The sequence below is a fragment of the Microvirga sp. 2MCAF35 genome (genome assembly GCF_052115545.1).
In the GTDB taxonomy this organism is placed as follows: Bacteria; Pseudomonadota; Alphaproteobacteria; order Rhizobiales; family Beijerinckiaceae; genus Microvirga.
In genome coordinates this window covers 1-19618 of sequence record NZ_JBFRGW010000002.1, presented here as the reverse complement: position 1 = coordinate 19618, position 19618 = coordinate 1, and the positions used below count along the sequence as shown (strand labels likewise).

The following is a 19618-nucleotide window of genomic DNA, read 5'->3' as shown; positions in this document are numbered from 1 at the left end:
GAACTCGAACGCACGTTCTATGATCTAAGCCGTCTTGGTAAACAGCTCGCGCCCGATCAGCATGCGGCGGATCTCGCTCGTGCCAGCGCCAATCTCGTAGAGTTTCGCGTCGCGCAGCAGGCGGCCCGTCGGATAATCGTTGATATAGCCGTTGCCGCCGAGGAGCTGGATTGCGTCCAGAGCCATCTTCGTCGCGTTCTCGGCCGCGTAGAGGATGGCGCCGGCCGCGTCCTCGCGAGTGGTCTCACCGCGGTCGCAAGCCTTGGCCACCGCATAGACATAGGCCTTCGCGGCATTCATGGTCACGTACATGTCGGCGACCTTGCCCTGCACGAGCTGGAACTCGCCGATGGCCTGTCCGAATTGCTTGCGTTCGTGGATGTAGGGCAGGACCACGTCCATGCAGGCCTGCATGATGCCCGTTGAGCCCGCAGCCAGCACGGCACGCTCATAATCGAGGCCCGACATGAGCACGTTCACGCCCCGCCCGACCTGACCGAGCACGTTCTCTTCCGGCACATCGCAATCCTCGAACACAAGTTCGCAGGTGTCGGAGCCGCGCATGCCGAGCTTGTCGAGTTTCTGGTGCGTGGAGAAGCCCTTGAACCCTTTCTCGATCAGGAAGGCCGTAATGCCGCGCGGGCCCGCTGCCGGGTCGGTCTTGGCGTAGACCACCAGCGTATCGGCCGTGGGGCCGTTGGTAATCCACATCTTGTTGCCGTTGAGCACGTAGCGGTCGCCCCGTTTCTCGGCGCGGGTGCGCATGGAGACCACGTCGGAGCCGGAGCCGGGCTCGGACATGGCGAGCGCCCCGAGATGCTCACCGGAGATAAGCTTCGGCAGGTAACGACGCTTCTGGTCCTCATTGCCGTTGCGACGGATCTGGTTGACGCAGAGGTTCGAGTGAGCGCCGTAGGACAAACCGACCGACGCGGAGGCGCGGGAAATCTCCTCCATGGCGATCACGTGTTCGAGATAACCGAGCCCCGCTCCGCCATATTCCTCCTCGACCGTGATGCCGTGCAGGCCGAGATCGCCCATCTGGGGCCAGAGATCGCGCGGGAACTGGTTCGTCCGGTCGATCTCCTCGGCGCGGGGCGCGATTTTCTCCTGGGCGAAATCGCGAACGGTTTCGCGGATGGCGTCGGCGGTCTCGCCGAGATCGAAATTGAAGCCCTTGGCGGCATTCTGCAGCATCTGTTCCTCCCGGTTCCATTCGCCCGCCCATGATCGCAGACGGAGACGGATCGCTTTTCTGATTGCCTATTTTGGTCAGCAATGCTGCCCTTATCAAGCGAAGAAGTTGGAGAAGTTTGATCGAAGGGAGGGCAATAAAAAAACTCCCCGACCGGAGCAGGGGAGTTTTAGACTTTGGGATGGCCTTACGATCAGAGAACGAAGTCGCTGAGCTTCAGAATTTCCGGCTTGTTCTTGAGCTGGATTTGAAACTCGGCCGCTGCGTCCTTATCCGTGTTACCGGAGAGAATGCCCGCTTTGGCATCGTAATGAAGCTGTCCAGCCTTGGTGAAATGCTTCTTGCCGGTCAGAAGAGACTTGAAGGCGTTGTTGCCGGCAGCCTTCGTATCAGCATCGATCCCGCTGAGGTCGATCTTATCGACGCCATACTCGAAGTTCACAATGGTATCGCGCTTCTTGCCGAGGCCCACATCAGCCCGGCTGGAGAAGTAGAAGATATCCGCATCCAGGCTGCCGGTGAGAACATCCCGACCTGCGGTCCCGGCAAGGATGTTGGCGCCGCCGGAAGACTCATCATCAGCATTATCCTCAGAAGGAGGAGCGACTACGGACGCGCCCGGATCGGTTCCAGGGGTGGCGTCGGGCTTACGTCCGAGAGCTGCCAGAACGTCCTCCATATGCCAAACGGTGCCGCCAAAATCGATATTCTCGATGTAGCCGTCGGCCGTGAAATAGCTCTTGATCGTCAACTGACCGACGGAGGCAGTCATCCCATTGCGGAAGTATAGGATGAGATTGGCACCTTCCTTGAAGATACAGGCGATTTCTGAAGGTCCGCCCCATCTGATGTGAACGGTGTCATTCCCGCCTGCATCCTCGATAATATCGCCACCCAGATCAGGGCTACCAGCCGGCCGGTAGACGTCGTCGCCGATGCCGCCCAGGAGTGTGTCAGCTCCTAGTCCACCTGTGAGCGTATCGTTTCCGGCTCCGCCAACGATCGTATCATTTCCGGCTCCGCCGATCAGAACGCCGTCCGCATCGGTTTCGGTGACCAGAGTGCCTTCCGGATAGGTAGGAGTAAAAGGCTCGTCTAAAGTAATAATGCAGCCATCCGGTCCGATTTGATTGATTGCGCCTTGGTTCACCCCGGTTACCATGTATCCATAATCTCGGTTCAAGAATGGTTAATATATATCTATATAACGTTTCGTTGACATGAGCAAGTGAGCTAGGACGTTCCTCTCAAAAACAGGGTCCTGACATACGTGGGCTTGGGTCTTATCAGTCAGCAGTAACAAAAATACAGCACGATTCCTCACGTGCTGAGGGGGGCGGAATCGTCACCGATCCTTCCGTTTCCTTACTCGCCGATGCTGGCGGTCTGGACCGGGTCCATGTTGCGGCAGACACCCTGTGCACTCAGGCGGCTATGATCGCGCGGATCGCAGGCGCTCTGGACGAACATGCGCCATTGGTTTTCCGTGCCGTAGAACGTGTTGCGGTCGACGTCGCCCCTTACGCCGGGAACGCGGCCCGTGGTCGTGAACTGCCAGAAGGTCCAGCGGCGGTTGTTATAGCGCACATGCGGCTCGGCGGCCGTGCTGCGGATCCAGTAGGGATAATCGTTGAACTCGCCTTCCAGAATTTCCTTATGGAAGGTGATGTCCGTGTAGATGATCGGGCGCTTGCCGGTATGGGCTTCCATCTCGCGCAGCATCACGTCGATCATGGCGAGCGCCTGCTCGCGCGGAACTTTCCGGGGGCAGTTCACCGACTGCCCGTTCCATTCCACGTCGAGCACCGGGGGGAGGGCGTCCGGGTCCTTGGGCACGTTGCTCTTGAACCAGGCTGCCTGCTCGTGCGCCGGGCGGCACCAGTAGACGAAGTGGTAGGCTCCGCGCGGCACGCCCGCCCGCTTGGCCTCCTGCCAGTTCTCATGGAACTTGCTGTCGATGTGGTCGCCGCCCTCGGTCGCCTTGATGAAGGCGAACTGGGTGCCGGCCTGACGCAGGGAGGCCCAATCGACCTCGCCCTGCCATTTGGAGATGTCGACCCCGTGGATCGGAAGCTGATGGGCCGATGCGACGCCTTCGTGAGGCCTGACATCGCCCTTCGTCGGATAGCGGCTCGACGAGGGCATAATGGCGCATGAGGCGAGACCCAAGGCGATTGCAGCGAGCGCGCTGAACCGGGCAGCCTGCACGAAAGTCGTCAGGCCGGAACACTTGGAGCGGCTGGGGGAGCGGCGGCGAGTCTTCATCGGTTCAACTGTATTGTACGCAAAACGGGATCGCACCAGAGATGCCCGAAGAGCGTTAACAGGCCCTTACGAGCGCGGTGCGAAGCGAGACTACAGACGAAACCAGAGCGTTGCGATACCCAAAAAGGAGAAGAAGCCGACGATATCCGTGATGCTCGTGACGAAAGGGCCTGACGAAACGGCGGGGTCGACGCCGAACCGGTTGAGGGTCAAGGGAACGAAGATGCCCCCGAGCGCCGCGAAGACCAGGACCGAGATGAGCGCAAGGCCGATCACGAGGCCGATCTGAGGCGACTGGAACCACACGCTCGCGACCGTTCCCAGGATGACGGCGAAGATCAGCCCGTTAAGGATGCCGACCGCGGCCTCGCGTCGGATGATGCGCCAGGCATTGGCGCGGCCGAGTTCGCGGGTGGCGAGCGCCCGGACAGCCACCGTCATGGTCTGGGTGCCGGCATTGCCGCCCATGGAGGCGACGATGGGCATCAGGATGGCGAGCGCCACCATCCGTTCGAGGGATTCCTCGAAGACGCGGATCACGCCCGCGGCCAGGAAGGCGGTGCACATATTGGCGAAGAGCCAGGGGAATCGGCTTCTCTGGGTATAGAAGACGGTGTCCGACAGCTCTTCGTCGGACTTCACGCCGCCGAGCTGCTTGATGTCGGCGTCGGCCTCCTCCTCGAGCACGTCCACGATGTCGTCGACCAGGATGACGCCGACGAGGCGGCCCGCTTCGTCCACCACGGCCGCGGACACGAGGTTGTAGCGCTCGAACAGGCGCGCCACTTCCTCCTGGTGTTCGGTCGCCTTCACCCGGTCGGGCTCGTCGTCCATGATTTCCTGGATCGTGACCGGACGCTTCGAGCGCAGGAGCCTGTCCAGCGCCACGGCTCCCAGCAGATGGCCTGCCGGATCGATGACGAAGATCTCGTAGAAGGTTTCCGGCAGGTCCACCGTCTCGCGCATGAAGTCGATCGTCTGCCCGATCGTCCAGAATGGCGGCACGGCGATGAACTCGGTCTGCATGCGCCGTCCGGCGCTATCCTCAGGGTAATCGAGGGAGCGCTGGAGCGCGACGCGCTCGATGGCCGGAAGCTGCTCGAGGACCTCCGCCTTCTCGTCTTCGGGAAGGCTCTCGAGGATCGTGACGGCGTCGTCGGAATCGAGGTCGCGGACACCCTCGGCGACGGTCGAGGTTTCGAGTTCCTCGAGAATCTCCTCGCGGACCGCCTCGTCCACCTCGGTCAGGGCGGCAAAGTCGAAGGACCGGCCGAGGAGTTCGATGAGGCGGGGGCGCTGATCGGGTTCGAGCGCTTCGAGCAGGTCGCCGAGCTCGGATTCGTGGAAGCCTTCGACGAGCTCTTGCAGGCGCTCGACTTCGGAAGCCTCGATGGCATCGGCGGCGGCGGCCAGGAATTCCGGATTGAGCTCGCCCTCCTCGTCCCTGAAGGAGAGGGTCTCGGTTTCGGGCTCATCGGGCTTCGGGAGCGGCGTCTTGTCTTCGACTTCCAGCATCAGCCGTCCTCTGAAGGTGGGTTGTCCGCCTTTTAGGTGCGGGGGAGCGCCCACGCAATGCGCCTAAAAGACTTTCTCGAAGAATCGCTTGGCGATCTTTTCTGCGGGATCGATGCGTGCGCCTGAGCGCGTGGCTCGAGCCACTTGCGCCAGCAGCATAGTCAACAAAAAAAGGCCCCCGAAGGGGCCTTTTCGTGTTCGGCACGTGAGTGCCGAGATTGGTGCGGTCAAGAGGACTCGAACCTCCACGGGTCTCCCCGCTACCACCTCAAGGTAGTGCGTCTACCAATTCCGCCATGACCGCGAACTCGGTTCCAGGAGTGGGTTTCTCCTGAAGAGGAGGCCGCTCTAGCAGATCGACTCGGGGGCTGCAACCCCTTCCGCTCCGGATCCGCAAATTGACGTGAGCGAATGCCTCGCCTGCCGGGCGCGGTATAGGCGATGAGCACCTGTGACGACTATATAAGCGGGAGTTCTACGGCGAGCCTGGGATGCCTCCGGCTCCTTCAGGGCCAGAGCAGCTCCGCTCTGCCCCGCCAAGTTTCAAGGTGAATCGGTGTCGAACCTGCGAGACAGCCTGACCGTTCAGTTCCAGCCCGAAAGCGGCTCCCCTCCGGTGGAATGGGCGATCACGGACCACCCCGTCGGCTACGAGGAGGCCGTCGCCTTCATGGAGGCCCGCGCCGAGGCGGTTGCGGCCGGCGAGGCCAGGGAACTGGTGTGGCTCGTGGAGCATCCGCCGCTCTATACGGCCGGGACCTCGGCCAAGGCGGAGGACCTCGTGGACCCGGATCGCTTCCCGGTTCACCAGACGGGCCGGGGAGGGCAATACACCTATCATGGGCCCGGCCAGCGGGTCGCCTATGTGATGCTCGACCTCAAGCGCCGCGCCCCCGATCTCCGCCGCTACGTGACGGCCCTGGAGGCATGGCTCATCGCAACCCTCGATGCCTTCAACATCCGCGGCGAGCGACGGGAGGACCGGGTCGGCGTATGGGTGCGTCGGCCGGACAAGGGAGAGGCCACCGAGGACAAGATCGCCGCCATCGGCATCCGCGTCCGCCGCTGGGCCACGTTCCACGGAATCAGCCTCAACGTGGAGCCCGATCTGTCGCACTTCACCGGGATTGTTCCCTGCGGCGTGACCCAGCACGGGGTCACGAGCCTCGTCGATCTCGGCATCCCGGTCACCATGCCGGAGGTGGATGCGGCCCTGCGCACGGCTTTCGAGGGGATCTTCGGGCCGACCGAGCGGGTCGAGACACCGTTGCTCTTGAGCCACGGCGCGTAGGTTTTTCACAGACGATACGGCAAGGCTTCTCCCCAAGGCCGCTTCATGCTCTAAGCTTGTGCAAACGGCTGATGATTGGCGGAACTTCCATGCAACGTGCCTTACTCGCTTCCCTCGTCGCCCTGGCTGCCTCGGCCTGCGCCTACCGGCCCGAGCCGACGGAACTCGTCAAGATCGTCGATTCGCCGGCGGACGTGCGGGTCTGCGCCCGTTTGGGTGAGGTCAGCCCCGTGACCCCGACGACGCCCGGGACGGCCAGACCCCTCTATATTGGCTTCGGCACGACCCTCGGCAGCACGACCTTCGGCTACGCCACCGAGGACATGCTGCAGGCCACCGTCGCGCTCGGCGGCACGCATCTCTACCTGCAGCAGGTCTCCCATGACTGGTCGCTCGTGCGCGGCATCGCCTATCGCTGCGGCTCGGGCGTCGTGCGCCAGGAAACCGTCATTCGTGCGAAAGGCTGACGCGAGAGGCTGCCGATCCCGGTTGCATCGGCTCCCAGGTTCTAGGTACTGACGTTGACGGCCCTCCGGCTTTCCGCCGTGAAGGAGCCTAGACTAAGATAAGAACGAGGGAGAAAGCCGCCGTGCCCGTCATCTCCACCTCCGCCGATCTGGCATCGGACGCCGCGCGGGCGAATCGTGCGGCCTGGGCCGAACTCGCCGATGAACTCCAGTCCAAACGGCAGGAAATAGCGGAAGGCGGTCCCGCCAAGGCGCGGGAGCGCCACCTCGCCCGCGGCAAGCTCCTGCCGCGAGAGCGCGTGATGCGCCTCCTCGATCCGGGCGCTCCGTTCCTGGAACTCGGCTCGCTCGCCGCCCACGGCATGTACGAGGACGCCATCCACGGCGCCGGGATCATCACCGGCATCGGGCGCGTCGAAGGCCGCGAGGTCATGATCGTCTGCAACGATTCGACGATCAAGGGCGGCACCTATTACCCGATGACGGTGAAGAAGCACCTGCGCGCCCAGGAAGTGGCGCGCGAGAACCGTCTGCCCTGCATCTACCTGGTTGATTCCGGCGGCGCGAACCTGCCCCACCAGACCGACGTCTTCCCGGACCGGGAGCATTTCGGGCGCATCTTCTATAATCAGGCGACCCTGTCCTCGCTCGGGATTCCGCAGATCGCCTGCGTCATGGGCTCGTGCACGGCGGGCGGCGCCTATGTCCCGGCCATGTCCGACGAAACCATCATCGTGCGCCGCCAGGGCACGATCTTTCTCGGCGGCCCGCCCCTGGTGAAGGCGGCAACCGGCGAGGTGGTCTCTGCCGAGGATCTCGGCGGCGCGGACGTTCATGCCCGCCTATCGGGCGTGGCCGACCATTACGCCACGGACGACGTTCATGCGCTCGCCATCGCGCGACGCATCGTCGGCACGCTGAACACGCGCAAGAGCATCGATATCGACATTGCCGAGCCGGTGGAGCCGAAATACGCCATCGACGACCTCGACGCGATCGTGCCCACCGATCTCAAGAAGCAATACGACATCCGCGAGGTGATCGCCCGCTTGGTCGACGGCTCAGAGTTCGACGAGTTCAAACGCCTTTACGGCACGACCCTCGTCACGGGTTTCGCGCGGATCTGGGGCATGCCGGTCGGCATCATCGCCAATAACGGCATCCTATTCTCGGAGAGCGCGCAGAAAGGCGCGCATTTCATCGAGCTGTGCTGCCAGCGGCGCATCCCGCTGCTCTTCCTGCAGAACATCTCCGGCTTCATGGTCGGTCGCCAGTACGAGGCCGGCGGCATCGCCAAGGACGGTGCGAAGCTCGTTACGGCGGTCGCCTGCGCCCAGGTGCCGAAGGTCACTCTGCTGGTCGGCGGCTCGTTCGGCGCCGGCAATTACGGCATGTGCGGCCGCGCCTATTCTCCACGCTTCCTTTTCGCCTGGCCGAACTCGCGCATCTCGGTGATGGGCGGCGAGCAGGCGGCGAGCGTTCTTGCCACCGTGCGGCGCGACAATATCGAGGCCGAGGGCAAGGCGTGGAGCGCGGACGAGGAGGAGAGCTTCAAGGCGCCGATCCGCGACAAGTACGAGAAGGAAGGCTCGCCTTACTATGCCACGGCACGCCTGTGGGACGACGGCATCATCCTGCCGTCCGAGACACGGCGGGTGCTTGCCTTGGCCTTCTCGGCGGCGTTGAACGCTCCGGTTCCGGAGACGAAGTTCGGCGTATTCAGGATGTAATCGAGCGGGCTTCTCGCATCGTGGAACTCTTGCGGCCTGAAGGCGCTTTCAAAGCATGCCGCAGGAAGGTTCCGACCATTATCGTCGTGCCTATGCCGCGCAGATCGCCCGGCTGGCAGAGATCTGTGACGGGCGCATCGAGCAGGCTTTCGCGTCCGTCCCACGGGAAGCGTTCCTGCCGCCGCCTCCCTGGACCATCATCAGCATGGGCGTCGCGACGCGGACATCCGAAATCGCCGATATCTACGAGAACGTCCTCGTCGCCATCGATCTCAAGCGCGGCATCAACAACGGCGAACCGGCCCTTCATGCCGCCTGGATCGATGCCGTCAGCCCGCAGCCGGGCGAGGCGGTGATCCATGTGGGCGCGGGGACGGGCTATTACACCGCCATCCTGTCTCTGCTCGTCCAGCCTGACGGGCGCGTCGAGGCTTTCGAGTACGAGGCCGACCTCGCGGCTCAGGCGGCACGGAACCTGGACGCTTACTCCAACGTCGCCGTCCATTCCGCTTCCGCCTTCGGCCGGACCCTGCCGAACGCCGATGTCGTATACGTCAATGCGGGTGTGCTCGCGCCGGATGTCGAATGGCTTCGTGCTCTCAATCCAGACGGGCGCCTGATCTTCCCGTGGCAGCCGCACAATGGCTGGGGGCCGGCACTCCTGGTGACACGGCGAGCAGGAGGGTTCAGCGTGGAAACGCTGATGAATGTCGGCTTCATCTCCTGCAGCGGAACGACCGAACGAATCTCCATCAGCCGCCTGCCGACCGAAGCCGATCTGGCTGCCGTTCGATCCATCTGGATTCGGAGCGACCGCTCGCCTGATTCCAGCGCCGTCACAATCTATGACGATGTGTGGTTTTCGGCGGAAGAGATAGGGACTTGAAGAAGACCCGTCCGGACGAAAAATGTCTGTCCCTAGGGCTCTAATGCCGTAAGGGAAGGGGAATCCTGTCCCAAAAATGTTGCGGTGGAGCAACACCCTCAAACCTTCAACATCTTGCCTCTGTTGGCCCAAGCTCCGCCGCGATGCCGCCATAAACGGAGCGCTACACCTGATGCCGGCTAAAGTGCTTCAAAACCAAAGCTTTACGTTACGACGCCTGGGGCAGAAAACGGGTTAAGGCTGTTCAGTTGATCCTTCCGAAGGGTCATTGCATCGGTGGCGTAGCACATGGCAGATCACGAGAGTTCCAAAGGACTTGGATCTCCTCGTGAGAACCGGGTGGAAGAAGAGTGCGGACCATGGATGCGCGGTTGATCGACAAGTCGAAGCTGCCGAGCCGTCACGTGACGGAGGGGCCCGCTCGCGCGCCGCATCGCTCCTATCTCTATGCCATGGGTCTGACCAAGGAGCAGATCGCTCAGCCGCTCGTCGGCGTCGCGACCTGCTGGAACGAGGCCGCTCCCTGCAACATCTCCCTCATGCGCCAAGCCCAGGCCGTGAAGAAGGGCGTGGCTGCCGCCAGCGGCACTCCGCGCGAGTTCTGCACCATCACGGTGACCGACGGCATCGCCATGGGCCACCAGGGCATGAAGGCGTCGCTTCCGTCCCGTGAAGTGATCGCGGATTCGGTCGAGCTGACCATGCGCGGCCATTCCTACGATGCGCTCGTCGGCATGGCCGGCTGCGACAAGTCCCTGCCGGGGATGATGATGGCGATGGTGCGCCTCAACGTGCCGTCGATCTTCATCTATGGCGGATCGATTCTGCCGGGTTCCTTCCGCGGTCGTCAGGTGACCGTGCAGGATCTCTTCGAGGCCGTCGGCAAGTACTCGGTCGGCGAGATGTCGGATGAGGATCTCACCGAGCTCGAGCAGGTCGCCTGCCCGTCGGCCGGCGCCTGCGGCGCACAGTTCACTGCCAACACTATGGCGACCGTTTCCGAAGCGATGGGGATAGCACTGCCGTATTCGGCCGGCGCACCGGCGCCATACGAGATCCGCGATCGGTTTTGCGCCGCTGCCGGCGAGCAGATCATGGACCTGATCGCCAGGAACATCCGTCCGCGCGATATCGTGACCCGCAAATCCCTGGAGAACGCCGCGACCGTGGTGGCGGCCTCCGGCGGCTCGACCAACGCGGCCCTGCACCTTCCCGCCATCGCGCATGAGGCGGGAATCAAGTTCGACCTGTTCGACGTCGCGGAAATCTTCAAGCGGACGCCCTACATTGCCGACTTGAAGCCGGGTGGGCGATACGTCGCCAAGGACCTGTTCGAGGTCGGTGGCATTCCGCTGCTCATGAAGACGCTTCTCGACCACGGCTACATGCACGGAGACTGCATGACCGTGACCGGTCGCACCATGGCCGAGAACCTCGCTTCCGTGAAATGGAACGACGATCAGGACGTGGTCTATCCGGCCGACAAGCCGATCACCCTCACGGGAGGTGTCGTCGGCCTGAAGGGCAATCTCGCTCCCGAAGGAGCCATCGTGAAAGTCGCCGGCATGCCGGCTGAAAAGCAGACCTTCCGTGGCCCCGCCCGGTGCTTCGACGGTGAGGAGGCCTGCTTCGAGGCGGTCTCCACGCGCCAGTACAAGGAAGGCGAGGTCCTGGTGATCCGCTACGAAGGGCCCCGCGGCGGTCCCGGCATGCGCGAGATGCTCTCCACCACGGCGGCGCTCTACGGCCAGGGCATGGGAGACAAGGTGGCCCTCATCACCGACGGCCGCTTCTCGGGCGCAACCCGCGGCTTCTGCATCGGACATGTGGGGCCGGAAGCGGCGGTGGGCGGGCCGATCGGGCTGATCGAGGACGGTGACATCATCGCCATCGATGCCATCAAGGGCACGATCGACGTGGAACTCCCAGACGAGGAATTGGCCAAGCGCCGTTCCGAATGGAAGCCGCGGGAGACGAACGCCACCTCCGGCTATCTCTGGAAATATTCGCAAACCGTGGGCCCTGCGCGGGATGGGGCTGTGACCCATCCCGGCGGAGCCGCAGAAAAAGAAACCTATGCGGACGTTTAAACTCATTGCAGCCACGTTGTGGGTCGCTACCCTCGGCGTCGGCGCCGCCTGTGCGCTCGATGCCGCGCCGCGTCCGCAGCCACTCACGCCTGCCCTGGCTCCAGCTCTCGCACCGGGCATCAAGTACGGTTCGGCGCGCGATGCCCTGCGCAGCGGCATGCGCGACTATTATGCCGGCGACAAGATTGGGGCCGTGCATGCGCTCGAATATGCGGCGGGCCAGGGGCATTCGCTCGCGCTTTGGAAGCTCGGGCGCATGTACGCGGACGGCGACGGCGTCGAGCACGACGACCTGAAGGCGTTCGAGTACTTCTCGCAGCTCGCTGACCAGCATGCGGACGAGAGCCCCGATTCTCCCAACGCTTCGGTCGTCTCCAGCGCCTTCGTTGCGCTCGGGGGCTATTTCCTGGATGGCATCAAGGACAGCTATGTCGCGTCCAACCCGGAGCGGGCCGTCGAGATGTTCAGCTACGCGGCGACGTATTTCAGCGACTCCAACGCCCAGTACAACCTCGCCCGTCTCTACCTCGAAGGCACGGGGGTCCGGAAGGACGCCCGTCATGCGGCCCGCTGGTTCAACCTGGCGGCCGAGAAGGGCCACACCGCTTCCCAGGCGCTTCTCGGGCATCTTCTGATGACCGGGCAGGGCGTTCCGCGCCAGCGGTCCAAGGGCCTCATGTGGCTGACCCTCGCGCGCGAAGCCTCCACCGATGCGCCCAAGGACCAGTGGATCGTGTCTCTCTACGACGATGCCTTCGCGGCTGCGGACGAAAGCGATCGCAAGCTCGCGCTGGCCCTGCTGGAGCAGTACATCCAGTCGCGCCGGTAGGGCGGACGAACTTCCTCAACGTCATCACCGGCCTCGTGCCGGTGATCTCGATTGGAGAGGCACGGCGCTTTTCCTTATCGGGATGGCCGGCACAAGGCCGGCCATCCCGACAGAGAGGGTGCAGAGGGACAGGGTGCCTTTACCCGGCGCGAGAGCGAGGCGCTCGACGATCACTCGATATCCAGATCGACCATCACCGGCACGTGGTCGGATGGCTTGTCCCAGCCGCGCACTTCCTTTCGGATCGAGGCCGTCCTGAGCTTGTCCTGCGCCTGGGCCGAGAGCAGCAGGTGGTCGATGCGGATGCCGTTGTTCCGCTGGAAGGCGCCCGCCTGATAATCCCAGAACGAGTAGAGGCCGGGCTGATCGTTGCAGGCGCGCACGGCGTCGAGAAAGCCGAGATTGACCAGTTCTCGGAACTTGGCCCGGCTCTCCGGCTGGAACAGGGCGTCGTTGGTCCAGGCCGACGGATCCATGGCATCCTTGGGCTCGGGGATGACATTGTAGTCGCCGCACAGAACCAAAGGCTCCTCGAGCCGGAGGAGGCTCTTCGCGTGAGCACGGAGCCGGTCCATCCAGGCGAGCTTGTAGTCGAATTTCGGCGTGCCGATGGGATTGCCGTTGGGCAGATAGATGGAGGCCACCCGCACGGTGCCGTGAGAGGTCGAGATCACGCCTTCCAGGTAGCGGGCCTGCTCGTCGCTCTCGTCCCCCGGCAGGCCCCGGCGCAGATCCTCCAGCGGGCGCTTGGACAGAATGGCGACGCCGTTATAAGCCTTCTGGCCATGAGTGGCGACGTTGTAGCCGAGCGCCTCGACCTCCGTGCGGGGAAAGGCCTCATCCACGCATTTCAACTCCTGGAGACAAAGCACGTCCGGATCCGCGCTCTTCATGAAAGTGGCGAGATGGTCCAGCCTCTGCTTGATGGAGTTCACGTTCCAGGTGGCAATGCGCATCGTGTCACTCCCGCTATTTCATCTTAACCGCTTCATCGGATGTTCGTCCTCGGCTGGCAAGGTTGAACTCGTCGCCGTCCCCACGGTTGCGCCCCATGCGGCCATGCCTGCGGGTACCCATTTCCTGTGGCATGTGCTCAATGCGCTGGTGCTAGGCATCCTGAGGAACGCCGCCATCAGAGATTCGTCTTGGAAAGGACTGGTTCTTGTCTCGGATCGAGATTCACGGCTACGCCATCGTGTCTGACAACGACTGTATCGCCGATGCATCCGGGTTGACGCCCGAGGAGCTCCGCAACGAGGCCGATTGGACCTACTTCCAGGCCGAGCTCAACAGATCGGCCGTGACGGTGCTCGGCCGCCTGGGTCATGAAGCCAACCCGAATCCGAAGGGCCGGCTGCGGATGATTCTGTCCTCGTCCTCGCCCGGACTCGAGCGGCGGCCGGACGGCTGGTGGTGGAACCCCGAGGTCCTTGCCTGGGATCAGGCCATTCGAACCGTTCTGCCGGGCGGCGGACGCGTGGCCGTGCCTGGCGGCCGCCGGGTCTTCGACCTCTTCCTCGCCGTCGGGTACGACGCCTTTCACCTGACCCGCGCCGAGGGAACCTTCATTCCTGATGGTGTGCCTCTCTTCTCCGGCTGCCGGGACGGTGCGAGCGCCGAAACGCTCCTGGCGAAACAGGGATTGAAGCCGGATCCCCGGCAGGTCCTCGATCCCGCGGGACCCGTGAGCCTGACAATTTGGCGGAACGGTCGCCAAGACTCGTGAGTTTGCTTGGAGTTGACGTGCAACAGCGACCCGAAGGGAGAAGCCGATGCGTCACCTCACCATTTCGACCGCCTTGCTCGCAGGCTGCCTGATTGCCGGAACCGCATGGGCGCAGGGCTCCTCGGGCGGCTCCAGCGGAGGGGGAGCGGGCGGCGCTTCCGGCGGCGGCTCGTCGGCCTCACCGTCTACAGGCTCTTCGGCGTCACCGAGCAGCGGCACTCAGCCTGGAGGATCGTCCATCCGTCCGCCTTCACAGGGCGCACAGGGGAGTGCCGATCCAGGAAACAGCGCGAGCCGCATGGGCGGCTCGACGGGAAATACAGGCACAGGCAGCCGGGAAACGACCGGAACGATTCCGCCTCCTGGCACCGAAGGCAGCACGGGCGGCTCGGGGCCCCGCACCACGGGAACGGTTGCAGGCGGCAACCGCCTGCAACCGGGTGAGCATTCGACCGTCAATCCCAGCTCTCGCGAGGAGAAGCTCCTCGAGGATGCCGATAAGAGGGTCAAACGCGGAATCTGCCAGGGTTGCTGACGCTCAGGCGGCTTCGTCGAGAGCCGGGTAATCCGTGTAGCCCTCGGTGCCGCCCCCATAGAACGTGGTGCGGTCCGGCTCGTTGACCGGCGCGTTGAGCCGGAAGCGGTCGACGAGGTCCGGGTTGGCGATGAAGAGACGCCCGAACGCCACCAGATCGGCGCGGCCGCTGGAAACGGCCTCAGCCGCCATGTCGCGGCTATAGCCGTTATTGGCGATGTAGGCCCCACGGAAGGAGCGGCGCAGGCCTTCGTAATCCACGCTGACGGCATTCCGGTCGCCCTGGGTGGCACCTTCAATGATGTGGATATAGGCGAGGCCCAGGCCGTCGAGCTTCTCGACCACATGGCTGAACAGGGCCTGCGGGTTCGAATCCTCCGCATCGTTCACCTTGGCCGGAGACAGGCGGATGCCGACGCGTCCCTTGTCCCACACCTTCAACACGGCTTCAGCCGCCTCGATGGTCAGGCGCGCCCGGTTCTCGATGGAGCCGCCATAGGCATCGGTGCGCTTGTTGGAACCGTCCTTCATGAACTGATCGAGCAGATAGCCGTTCGCCGCGTGGATCTCGACGCCGTCGAACCCTGCCTCCTTGGCGTTGCGGGCGGCATTCTCGTAATCCCGCAGAATACCGGGAATTTCCGAGAGTTCGAGCGCGCGCGGCTCGGACACGTCGGCAAATCTCTCCTTGAGGAACGTCTTCGTTTGAGCGCGGATGGGCGAGGGGCCGACGGGCGCGCCGCCGCCGGGCTGGAGTGATGTATGCGAGACACGTCCCACGTGCCAGAGCTGGATGAAGATCCGGCCGCCCGCCTTGTGGACCGCATCGGTCACCTTTCGCCAATGCGCGACCTGCTCGGGCGAATAGATGCCGGGCGTGCGCAAATAGCCTTGGCCCTGGTGGGAGATCTGCGAGCCTTCCGAGATCAGGAGGCCGGCGCTGGCGCGCTGAGCATAATAGGCGGCCGTGATATCGCGAGCCACATCCCCTTCCGCCGCCCGGTTCCGGGTGAGGGGAGCCATGACCAGGCGGTTGGGCAGGGTCAGGTCGCCCAGGGTGAAGGGCTGGAACAATGCATTGGCGTCGGCACTCATCGAAAACCTCGTTTCATCCTGTGGAATTATCTTAAGCACAGGTCGGTACGAGATAATCAGCCCTCCATCCGATGCAATGGAGGGCTGCCATGCAAAAATGCATTGTCTCGGGGGTAGACCCGAAAGCCAGTTTGCGTCTTCCGAGTGATTCCCGGACCTAAGCCGGGCTGCTGGCCCGGTCGAGCTCCGCGATATCCCCAGCGTCGAGGCGGACCTGCGTCGCCTGAACCAGATCCCGCACCTGCTCCACGCTCGTGGCGCTTGCGATCGGGGCCGTGATCCCCGGCCGCGCCATCAGCCAGGCGAGCGCGATCCGGGCCGGCGTGGCATTCTTCCGTGCGGAGACCTCGTCCAAGGCCGCCAGGATGCGCCGGCCGCGATCATCGAGATAGGCCGCCATGCGCCCGCCGCGCACGCTCTTGCCGAAATCGGCTTCCGACCGGTACTTGCCCGTCAGGAACCCGCTGGCGAGGCCGTAATAGGGAATGACGCCGACCTCTTCCTTCCGGCAGAGTGGTTCCAGCTCGGCCTCGTATTCCGCGCGGTCGGACAGATTGTATTTCGGCTGCAGGCTCTCGTAGCGCGGCAGTCCGCGTTCGGCGCTGATCTCAAGCGCCTCCTTCAGCCGGGCGGCCGTGAAGTTCGAGGCTCCGATGGCCCGCACCTTTCCTGCCCGGATCAGCTCGTCATAGGCCTCGAGCGTCTCCTGCTGCGGCGTGTCGAGATCGTCCCGATGGGATTGGTAGAGATCGATATGGTCGGTCTGGAGACGCTGGAGCGACGCTTCCACCGCGGAGCGGATATAGCTCTTCGACAAACCCTTGCGGTCCGGCGCCATCTCGGAGCCGACCTTGGAGGCGACCACGAGCTTGTCGCGATTGCCGCGTGCCTTCATCCATTTGCCGATGATCGTTTCCGACTCACCGCCCACGTGGCCGGGCACCCAGGTGGAATACACATCGGCGGTGTCGATGAAGTTGAGGCCGGCATCGACATAGGCGTCGAGCACCTTGAACGACATCGCCTCATCGGTCGTCCAGCCGAAGACATTGCCGCCGAGGCACAGGGGGGAAACCATCAAGTCCGAGCGGCCGAGCCGACGCTTTTCCATCTTCATCTCCATATTCCGCTGCTGGTGCGGAGCGGATCATGGAGATAGCGCATCGTGAGGAAAAGTGGACCTGCTTTCCCCACGATACGCTGCGGTCGGATGCGAGAGCACCCGTGATCAGGCGGCTGCGCTCAACGTGATTCCGCGCGCTTCCGCGAAGGCGAACAGCTCGGCTTCGCTGCCGACCCGGTGACGTTGGTCGATGGTCCAGCCGGTCTCGTCGCGCACCACGATGTAGCCCCGCGCCTGAAGGCGGGACACCACCGACTGGATGCCGCTCGACTCGGATTTCGTCACGCCGCGCTCCGCGATGAAGCGCTCGATGGCCGCCTGCGCGGCTTGGGCGAGGTCGATGGCATCGGCGCGATTGGCGGGCTTCGCCTTCGCCTTGGCCTGTGCGAGCGCGCGCGCAGGATCCCGACGGACGGACTTCCAGCCGCCGCGGCCGGACGTCTGTCCGCCCGTCGTCTCGGGCTCCTCGACTCGAGGAGCGGCGGGGGTCTCGGTCACGACGATCTTCGGTACGGTCGGTGCGACAGGCTGCGGGGCAGGGCGGAGAGGTGCGATCTGGGAAACACCCTTCACGGCGGGCAGGACGACCTTCTTCGCCGCCTCCTTGGGCTTCTGAACGGGCCTGGGAACTGCAGGCTGTACCCTCTCGCGGAGCGCCTTCTCCTCCCGAGTCCTCTCTTCGCGAGCCTTTTCTTCACGAACTTGGGGTGGCGCTTCTTCATAGGTTTGGCGAGCCGTCACGGGCGCCGTCCGCTTGGCCTCAGCCCCCGCTTTCCAAGACTCCATTTGCCGCTGCTTGGCTTCCGCTTCGGCTTTCTTCGCCTCCGCGTCACGGCGGGCGGCCGCCTCGGCCGAGCGCTTGACCCGGATAACGAGTCGCTGGTCGATGCGTCCTTTTTCGGCGATGGCGGCTCTCGCCGCGCGGATCATGCCCGATTCCGTCTCGGCCACGATCGTCTTCAGATGCTCCGCCATCGATGCTTCGAGAACCTTGATGGCCTGAACGATCACCGCCTGAACGTCGATGGACGGTAGCACTTTCCTCTGGATCGGCGCGGGAGAGGGGGCAGGCATCTCTGCCTGAATGACAGGTGCATCGCGCTCCGGCACTGGAGGCCGAAGCGGCTTGTGCACGACGGCCCTCGCCACCGCGGGCTTCGCGGAATGCACCTGAGGTGCTTTCGGGCGAGCCATTCCGGCAGCAGTGATTTTCGCCAGCTTGGAGAGATCGCGCACGCCGATTAGGCCTAGGTCCTGCATCTTCCAGCGGATCTGGGTCACGGTTCGGCCGAGCTCGGCGGCGATCAGCTTGTCGGTCAGCGGCGGATCGGCCGAAACGAGTTCGCGCAAGCGCGAGACGCTGGCTTCATCCCAGGTCTGGTGAGGCTGGACGAGAGTGCCGATCAGCCGCGCCCTGGCATAGGTTGCCGGCACGGGCCTTCCCAGTTTCGCAGCGGTGACGGGGACGGGAACCTTGGCCTCCCTGTCACGGCGCAGAATCTCGAGTTCTTCTTCAGTCCAGACCCTGTTCATTGCAGGGCTTCTCCTTTTCTCAGCATGTTCTCAGCAAGGCTGGGATCCGGCGAACCTGCATCGCGCAAAGAAGAGCGAATGCGGGAGAGAAGGGAAATTCGCCGGATCGTGCCGGCGACGGATGACCGTTAAGCCGACATGAAGTGGGAGGGCACCTGATGAACGGTGCCGGTGAGTGCGGACCTCGCCGACGGGGACGATGGAGCCGGCCCCGGATCAGGGCGCAGCTCATGCTCATGCATGACGCGGCACCCCTTCACGAAGCGCAGGCTTCGTGACGAGGACCATTGCGGTCGTATAAGAGCGAGCTGCAGGTGCATGGTGATTTCAAATCAAGAATGTTGGGAGGTTTAGTCGGCTTCCGGTCAAATCTCAATGCTTCACATGTCCGTAACGGAAACTTTCCTCGACGACGCCGGAGAGCGTTGCGGGACAACGATTTCGACCAGGTTTCCGATGGCTGCGTAAGGATTGATTAACCATGACGGCGCATTCTCGATCTTGTGAGTCCCGCGGGGATTTTACGCATGCCTGACAGGGGGAAGGCTCATGGCCGAGAGCAGCATCACGAAAACGATCAACGACAGAATCGAAGCCGTAAAGAAGGTGGTGAATCTCATTTCGCAGGCTGGCAGGGGAGACGACCTGCATGACCTGCGCGTGCTTCTGATCAACACCATGAGCCTGCTCAAGCGCGATCCCGGCATCGAGGCGGCGGTGGACGATCTTTATGCTTCTGCGGCTGCGCTGGTCCGCGATGCCTCGTCCGGCTATCCGCCCAATGCAAGATCGCTCCGTCTCCTGGTCTCCGCATCGGATCGCTTCTGCAAGCGCCTTACGTCTGCGGTGGACCGGATTGTTCCTGAACCCGAGACGCGGCTCAAGGGATTGGAAGCGGCCTACGCCGTTCAGCTCGAGCGGTTCTCGATGAATGCCGATCTGGATCCTGTCGGCCAGGTTGCCTAGCGCGAAGCAATCGCGCCCACATCCTTTTCACGTCGTCTACCGGCACGGCCCTGTTTGCGGGCAGCAGGGAGGGCTTTTTGTTGGCTGGGACGATCGATGGTGCATGCGGGACGCGCGGCGATCCGTGCCGCGGGATGTAAGCGACGCGCCCCATCCCGTCTGGAGTGCTTGTTCCGGCTTTTTCTGTTGGCGTGTGCGGGACAAGCCAAAACCCTCTGCGGGTTTTGGCCCTCGGAGGGTTTTGATGTGGTTGCGGGGACAGGATTTGAACCTGTGACCTTCAGGTTATGAGCCTGACGAGCTACCGGGCTGCTCCACCCCGCGCCAAGTGTGGCCTTCGAAGCAGGCTTCGAAGGCGAAGAGCACAAACAC

17 protein-coding genes and 2 tRNA genes are annotated in these 19618 nt (G+C 63.5%); 9 read left to right on the top strand and 10 right to left on the bottom strand.

Annotated elements, in window-relative coordinates; translation table 11 throughout:
* Nucleotides 1-24: 24 nt before the first annotated feature.
* The 5 genes from AB4097_RS01175 to AB4097_RS01155 all read right to left on the bottom strand — a co-directional run bounded on the left by AB4097_RS01175 (nucleotide 25) and on the right by AB4097_RS01155 (nucleotide 5279).
* Nucleotides 25-1197 (bottom strand): isovaleryl-CoA dehydrogenase, encoded by a 1173-nt coding sequence (locus tag AB4097_RS01175; protein WP_442036423.1) that lies wholly within the window; start codon nucleotides 1195-1197, stop codon nucleotides 25-27.
* Nucleotides 1198-1388: 191 nt separating this feature from the next.
* Nucleotides 1389-2357 carry a M10 family metallopeptidase C-terminal domain-containing protein gene (locus tag AB4097_RS01170; protein ID WP_442036421.1) on the bottom strand — a complete coding sequence of 323 codons (969 nt, stop codon included), beginning with the start codon at nucleotides 2355-2357 and terminating at the stop codon, nucleotides 1389-1391.
* 203 nt (nucleotides 2358-2560) lie between these two features.
* Nucleotides 2561-3460 carry a glycoside hydrolase family 25 protein gene (locus tag AB4097_RS01165; RefSeq protein ID WP_442036419.1) on the bottom strand — a complete coding sequence of 300 codons (900 nt, stop codon included), beginning with the start codon at nucleotides 3458-3460 and terminating at the stop codon, nucleotides 2561-2563.
* A gap of 90 nt (nucleotides 3461-3550) precedes the next feature.
* Nucleotides 3551-4975: a magnesium transporter gene (mgtE, locus tag AB4097_RS01160; protein ID WP_442036417.1), complete on the bottom strand. Its 1425-nt coding sequence runs from the start codon at nucleotides 4973-4975 to the stop codon at nucleotides 3551-3553.
* Nucleotides 4976-5194: 219 nt separating this feature from the next.
* A tRNA-Leu gene (locus AB4097_RS01155) sits at nucleotides 5195-5279 on the bottom strand.
* A 252-nt stretch (nucleotides 5280-5531) separates the two neighbouring features.
* On the opposite strand from AB4097_RS01155, the gene lipB reads away from it, so the two are divergent.
* The 6 genes from lipB (at nucleotide 5532) to AB4097_RS01125 (ending at nucleotide 12268) form a co-directional block, all read left to right on the top strand.
* Complete coding sequence (gene lipB / locus AB4097_RS01150) at nucleotides 5532-6266, top strand: lipoyl(octanoyl) transferase LipB (RefSeq protein ID WP_442036415.1); 735 nt, start codon at nucleotides 5532-5534, stop codon at nucleotides 6264-6266.
* An 89-nt stretch (nucleotides 6267-6355) separates the two neighbouring features.
* Nucleotides 6356-6733: a hypothetical protein gene (locus tag AB4097_RS01145; protein WP_442036413.1), complete on the top strand. Its 378-nt coding sequence runs from the start codon at nucleotides 6356-6358 to the stop codon at nucleotides 6731-6733.
* Nucleotides 6734-6855: 122 nt separating this feature from the next.
* A complete protein-coding gene (locus tag AB4097_RS01140) occupies nucleotides 6856-8463 on the top strand; it encodes a carboxyl transferase domain-containing protein (RefSeq protein ID WP_442036411.1) in 1608 nt (535 codons plus the stop codon).
* A gap of 55 nt (nucleotides 8464-8518) precedes the next feature.
* A complete protein-coding gene (locus AB4097_RS01135) occupies nucleotides 8519-9349 on the top strand; it encodes a protein-L-isoaspartate O-methyltransferase family protein (protein ID WP_442036409.1) in 831 nt (276 codons plus the stop codon).
* A gap of 359 nt (nucleotides 9350-9708) precedes the next feature.
* Nucleotides 9709-11439, top strand: coding sequence for a dihydroxy-acid dehydratase (ilvD, locus tag AB4097_RS01130; RefSeq protein WP_442036407.1), 1731 nt, complete (start codon nucleotides 9709-9711; stop codon nucleotides 11437-11439).
* The gene (locus AB4097_RS01125; protein ID WP_442036405.1) at nucleotides 11426-12268 is read left to right on the top strand and encodes a tetratricopeptide repeat protein; all 843 of its coding nucleotides are present in this window, start codon (nucleotides 11426-11428) and stop codon (nucleotides 12266-12268) included. Before ilvD ends, AB4097_RS01125 begins: the two co-directional genes overlap by 14 nt.
* Nucleotides 12269-12438: 170 nt before the next feature.
* Here AB4097_RS01125 and xth read toward each other — a convergent pair whose 3' ends face one another.
* Nucleotides 12439-13224 (bottom strand): exodeoxyribonuclease III, encoded by a 786-nt coding sequence (xth, locus tag AB4097_RS01120; protein ID WP_442036403.1) that lies wholly within the window; start codon nucleotides 13222-13224, stop codon nucleotides 12439-12441.
* 206 nt (nucleotides 13225-13430) lie between these two features.
* Here xth and AB4097_RS01115 point away from each other — a divergent pair, with 206 nt between their 5' ends.
* On the top strand, nucleotides 13431-13994 hold the full coding sequence (locus AB4097_RS01115) for a hypothetical protein (protein WP_442036401.1): 564 nt from the start codon (nucleotides 13431-13433) through the stop codon (nucleotides 13992-13994).
* A 46-nt stretch (nucleotides 13995-14040) separates the two neighbouring features.
* Nucleotides 14041-14529 (top strand): hypothetical protein, encoded by a 489-nt coding sequence (locus AB4097_RS01110; RefSeq protein ID WP_442036399.1) that lies wholly within the window; start codon nucleotides 14041-14043, stop codon nucleotides 14527-14529.
* Nucleotides 14530-14532: 3 nt separating this feature from the next.
* Here AB4097_RS01110 and AB4097_RS01105 read toward each other — a convergent pair whose 3' ends face one another.
* The 3 genes from AB4097_RS01105 to AB4097_RS01095 form a co-directional block, all read right to left on the bottom strand.
* Nucleotides 14533-15624, bottom strand: a complete 1092-nt coding sequence (locus tag AB4097_RS01105) for an alkene reductase (RefSeq protein WP_442036397.1) — start codon at nucleotides 15622-15624, stop codon at nucleotides 14533-14535.
* A gap of 157 nt (nucleotides 15625-15781) precedes the next feature.
* Complete coding sequence (locus AB4097_RS01100; RefSeq protein ID WP_442036395.1) at nucleotides 15782-16735, bottom strand: aldo/keto reductase; 954 nt, start codon at nucleotides 16733-16735, stop codon at nucleotides 15782-15784.
* A 117-nt stretch (nucleotides 16736-16852) separates the two neighbouring features.
* Complete coding sequence (locus AB4097_RS01095) at nucleotides 16853-18280, bottom strand: hypothetical protein (RefSeq protein WP_442036393.1); 1428 nt, start codon at nucleotides 18278-18280, stop codon at nucleotides 16853-16855.
* A 549-nt stretch (nucleotides 18281-18829) separates the two neighbouring features.
* Between AB4097_RS01095 and AB4097_RS01090 the strand changes: the two genes are divergently transcribed.
* Nucleotides 18830-19246 (top strand): hypothetical protein, encoded by a 417-nt coding sequence (locus AB4097_RS01090; protein WP_442036391.1) that lies wholly within the window; start codon nucleotides 18830-18832, stop codon nucleotides 19244-19246.
* 247 nt (nucleotides 19247-19493) lie between these two features.
* Here the strand turns inward: AB4097_RS01090 and AB4097_RS01085 are convergent.
* Nucleotides 19494-19570 (bottom strand) — tRNA-Met (locus AB4097_RS01085).
* Nucleotides 19571-19618 lie beyond the last annotated feature (48 nt).

Bases quoted from the DNA above. Each gene is read 5' to 3' on its own strand.
- AB4097_RS01100 (WP_442036395.1), bottom strand. From the start codon at position 16,735: ATGGAAAAGCGTCGGCTCGGCCGCTCGGACTTGATGGTTTCCCCCCTG.
- AB4097_RS01105 (WP_442036397.1), bottom strand. From the start codon at position 15,624: ATGAGTGCCGACGCCAATGCATTGTTCCAGCCCTTCACCCTGGGCGAC.
- AB4097_RS01095 (WP_442036393.1), bottom strand. From the start codon at position 18,280: ATGAACAGGGTCTGGACTGAAGAAGAACTCGAGATTCTGCGCCGTGAC.
- AB4097_RS01145 (WP_442036413.1), top strand. From the start codon at position 6,356: ATGCAACGTGCCTTACTCGCTTCCCTCGTCGCCCTGGCTGCCTCGGCC.
- AB4097_RS01170 (WP_442036421.1), bottom strand. From the start codon at position 2,357: ATGGTAACCGGGGTGAACCAAGGCGCAATCAATCAAATCGGACCGGAT.
- AB4097_RS01135 (WP_442036409.1), top strand. From the start codon at position 8,519: ATGCCGCAGGAAGGTTCCGACCATTATCGTCGTGCCTATGCCGCGCAG.
- AB4097_RS01125 (WP_442036405.1), top strand. From the start codon at position 11,426: ATGCGGACGTTTAAACTCATTGCAGCCACGTTGTGGGTCGCTACCCTC.
- AB4097_RS01090 (WP_442036391.1), top strand. From the start codon at position 18,830: ATGGCCGAGAGCAGCATCACGAAAACGATCAACGACAGAATCGAAGCC.
- ilvD (WP_442036407.1), top strand. From the start codon at position 9,709: ATGGATGCGCGGTTGATCGACAAGTCGAAGCTGCCGAGCCGTCACGTG.
- mgtE (WP_442036417.1), bottom strand. From the start codon at position 4,975: ATGCTGGAAGTCGAAGACAAGACGCCGCTCCCGAAGCCCGATGAGCCC.
- xth (WP_442036403.1), bottom strand. From the start codon at position 13,224: ATGCGCATTGCCACCTGGAACGTGAACTCCATCAAGCAGAGGCTGGAC.
- AB4097_RS01175 (WP_442036423.1), bottom strand. From the start codon at position 1,197: ATGCTGCAGAATGCCGCCAAGGGCTTCAATTTCGATCTCGGCGAGACC.
- AB4097_RS01165 (WP_442036419.1), bottom strand. From the start codon at position 3,460: ATGAAGACTCGCCGCCGCTCCCCCAGCCGCTCCAAGTGTTCCGGCCTG.
- AB4097_RS01110 (WP_442036399.1), top strand. From the start codon at position 14,041: ATGCGTCACCTCACCATTTCGACCGCCTTGCTCGCAGGCTGCCTGATT.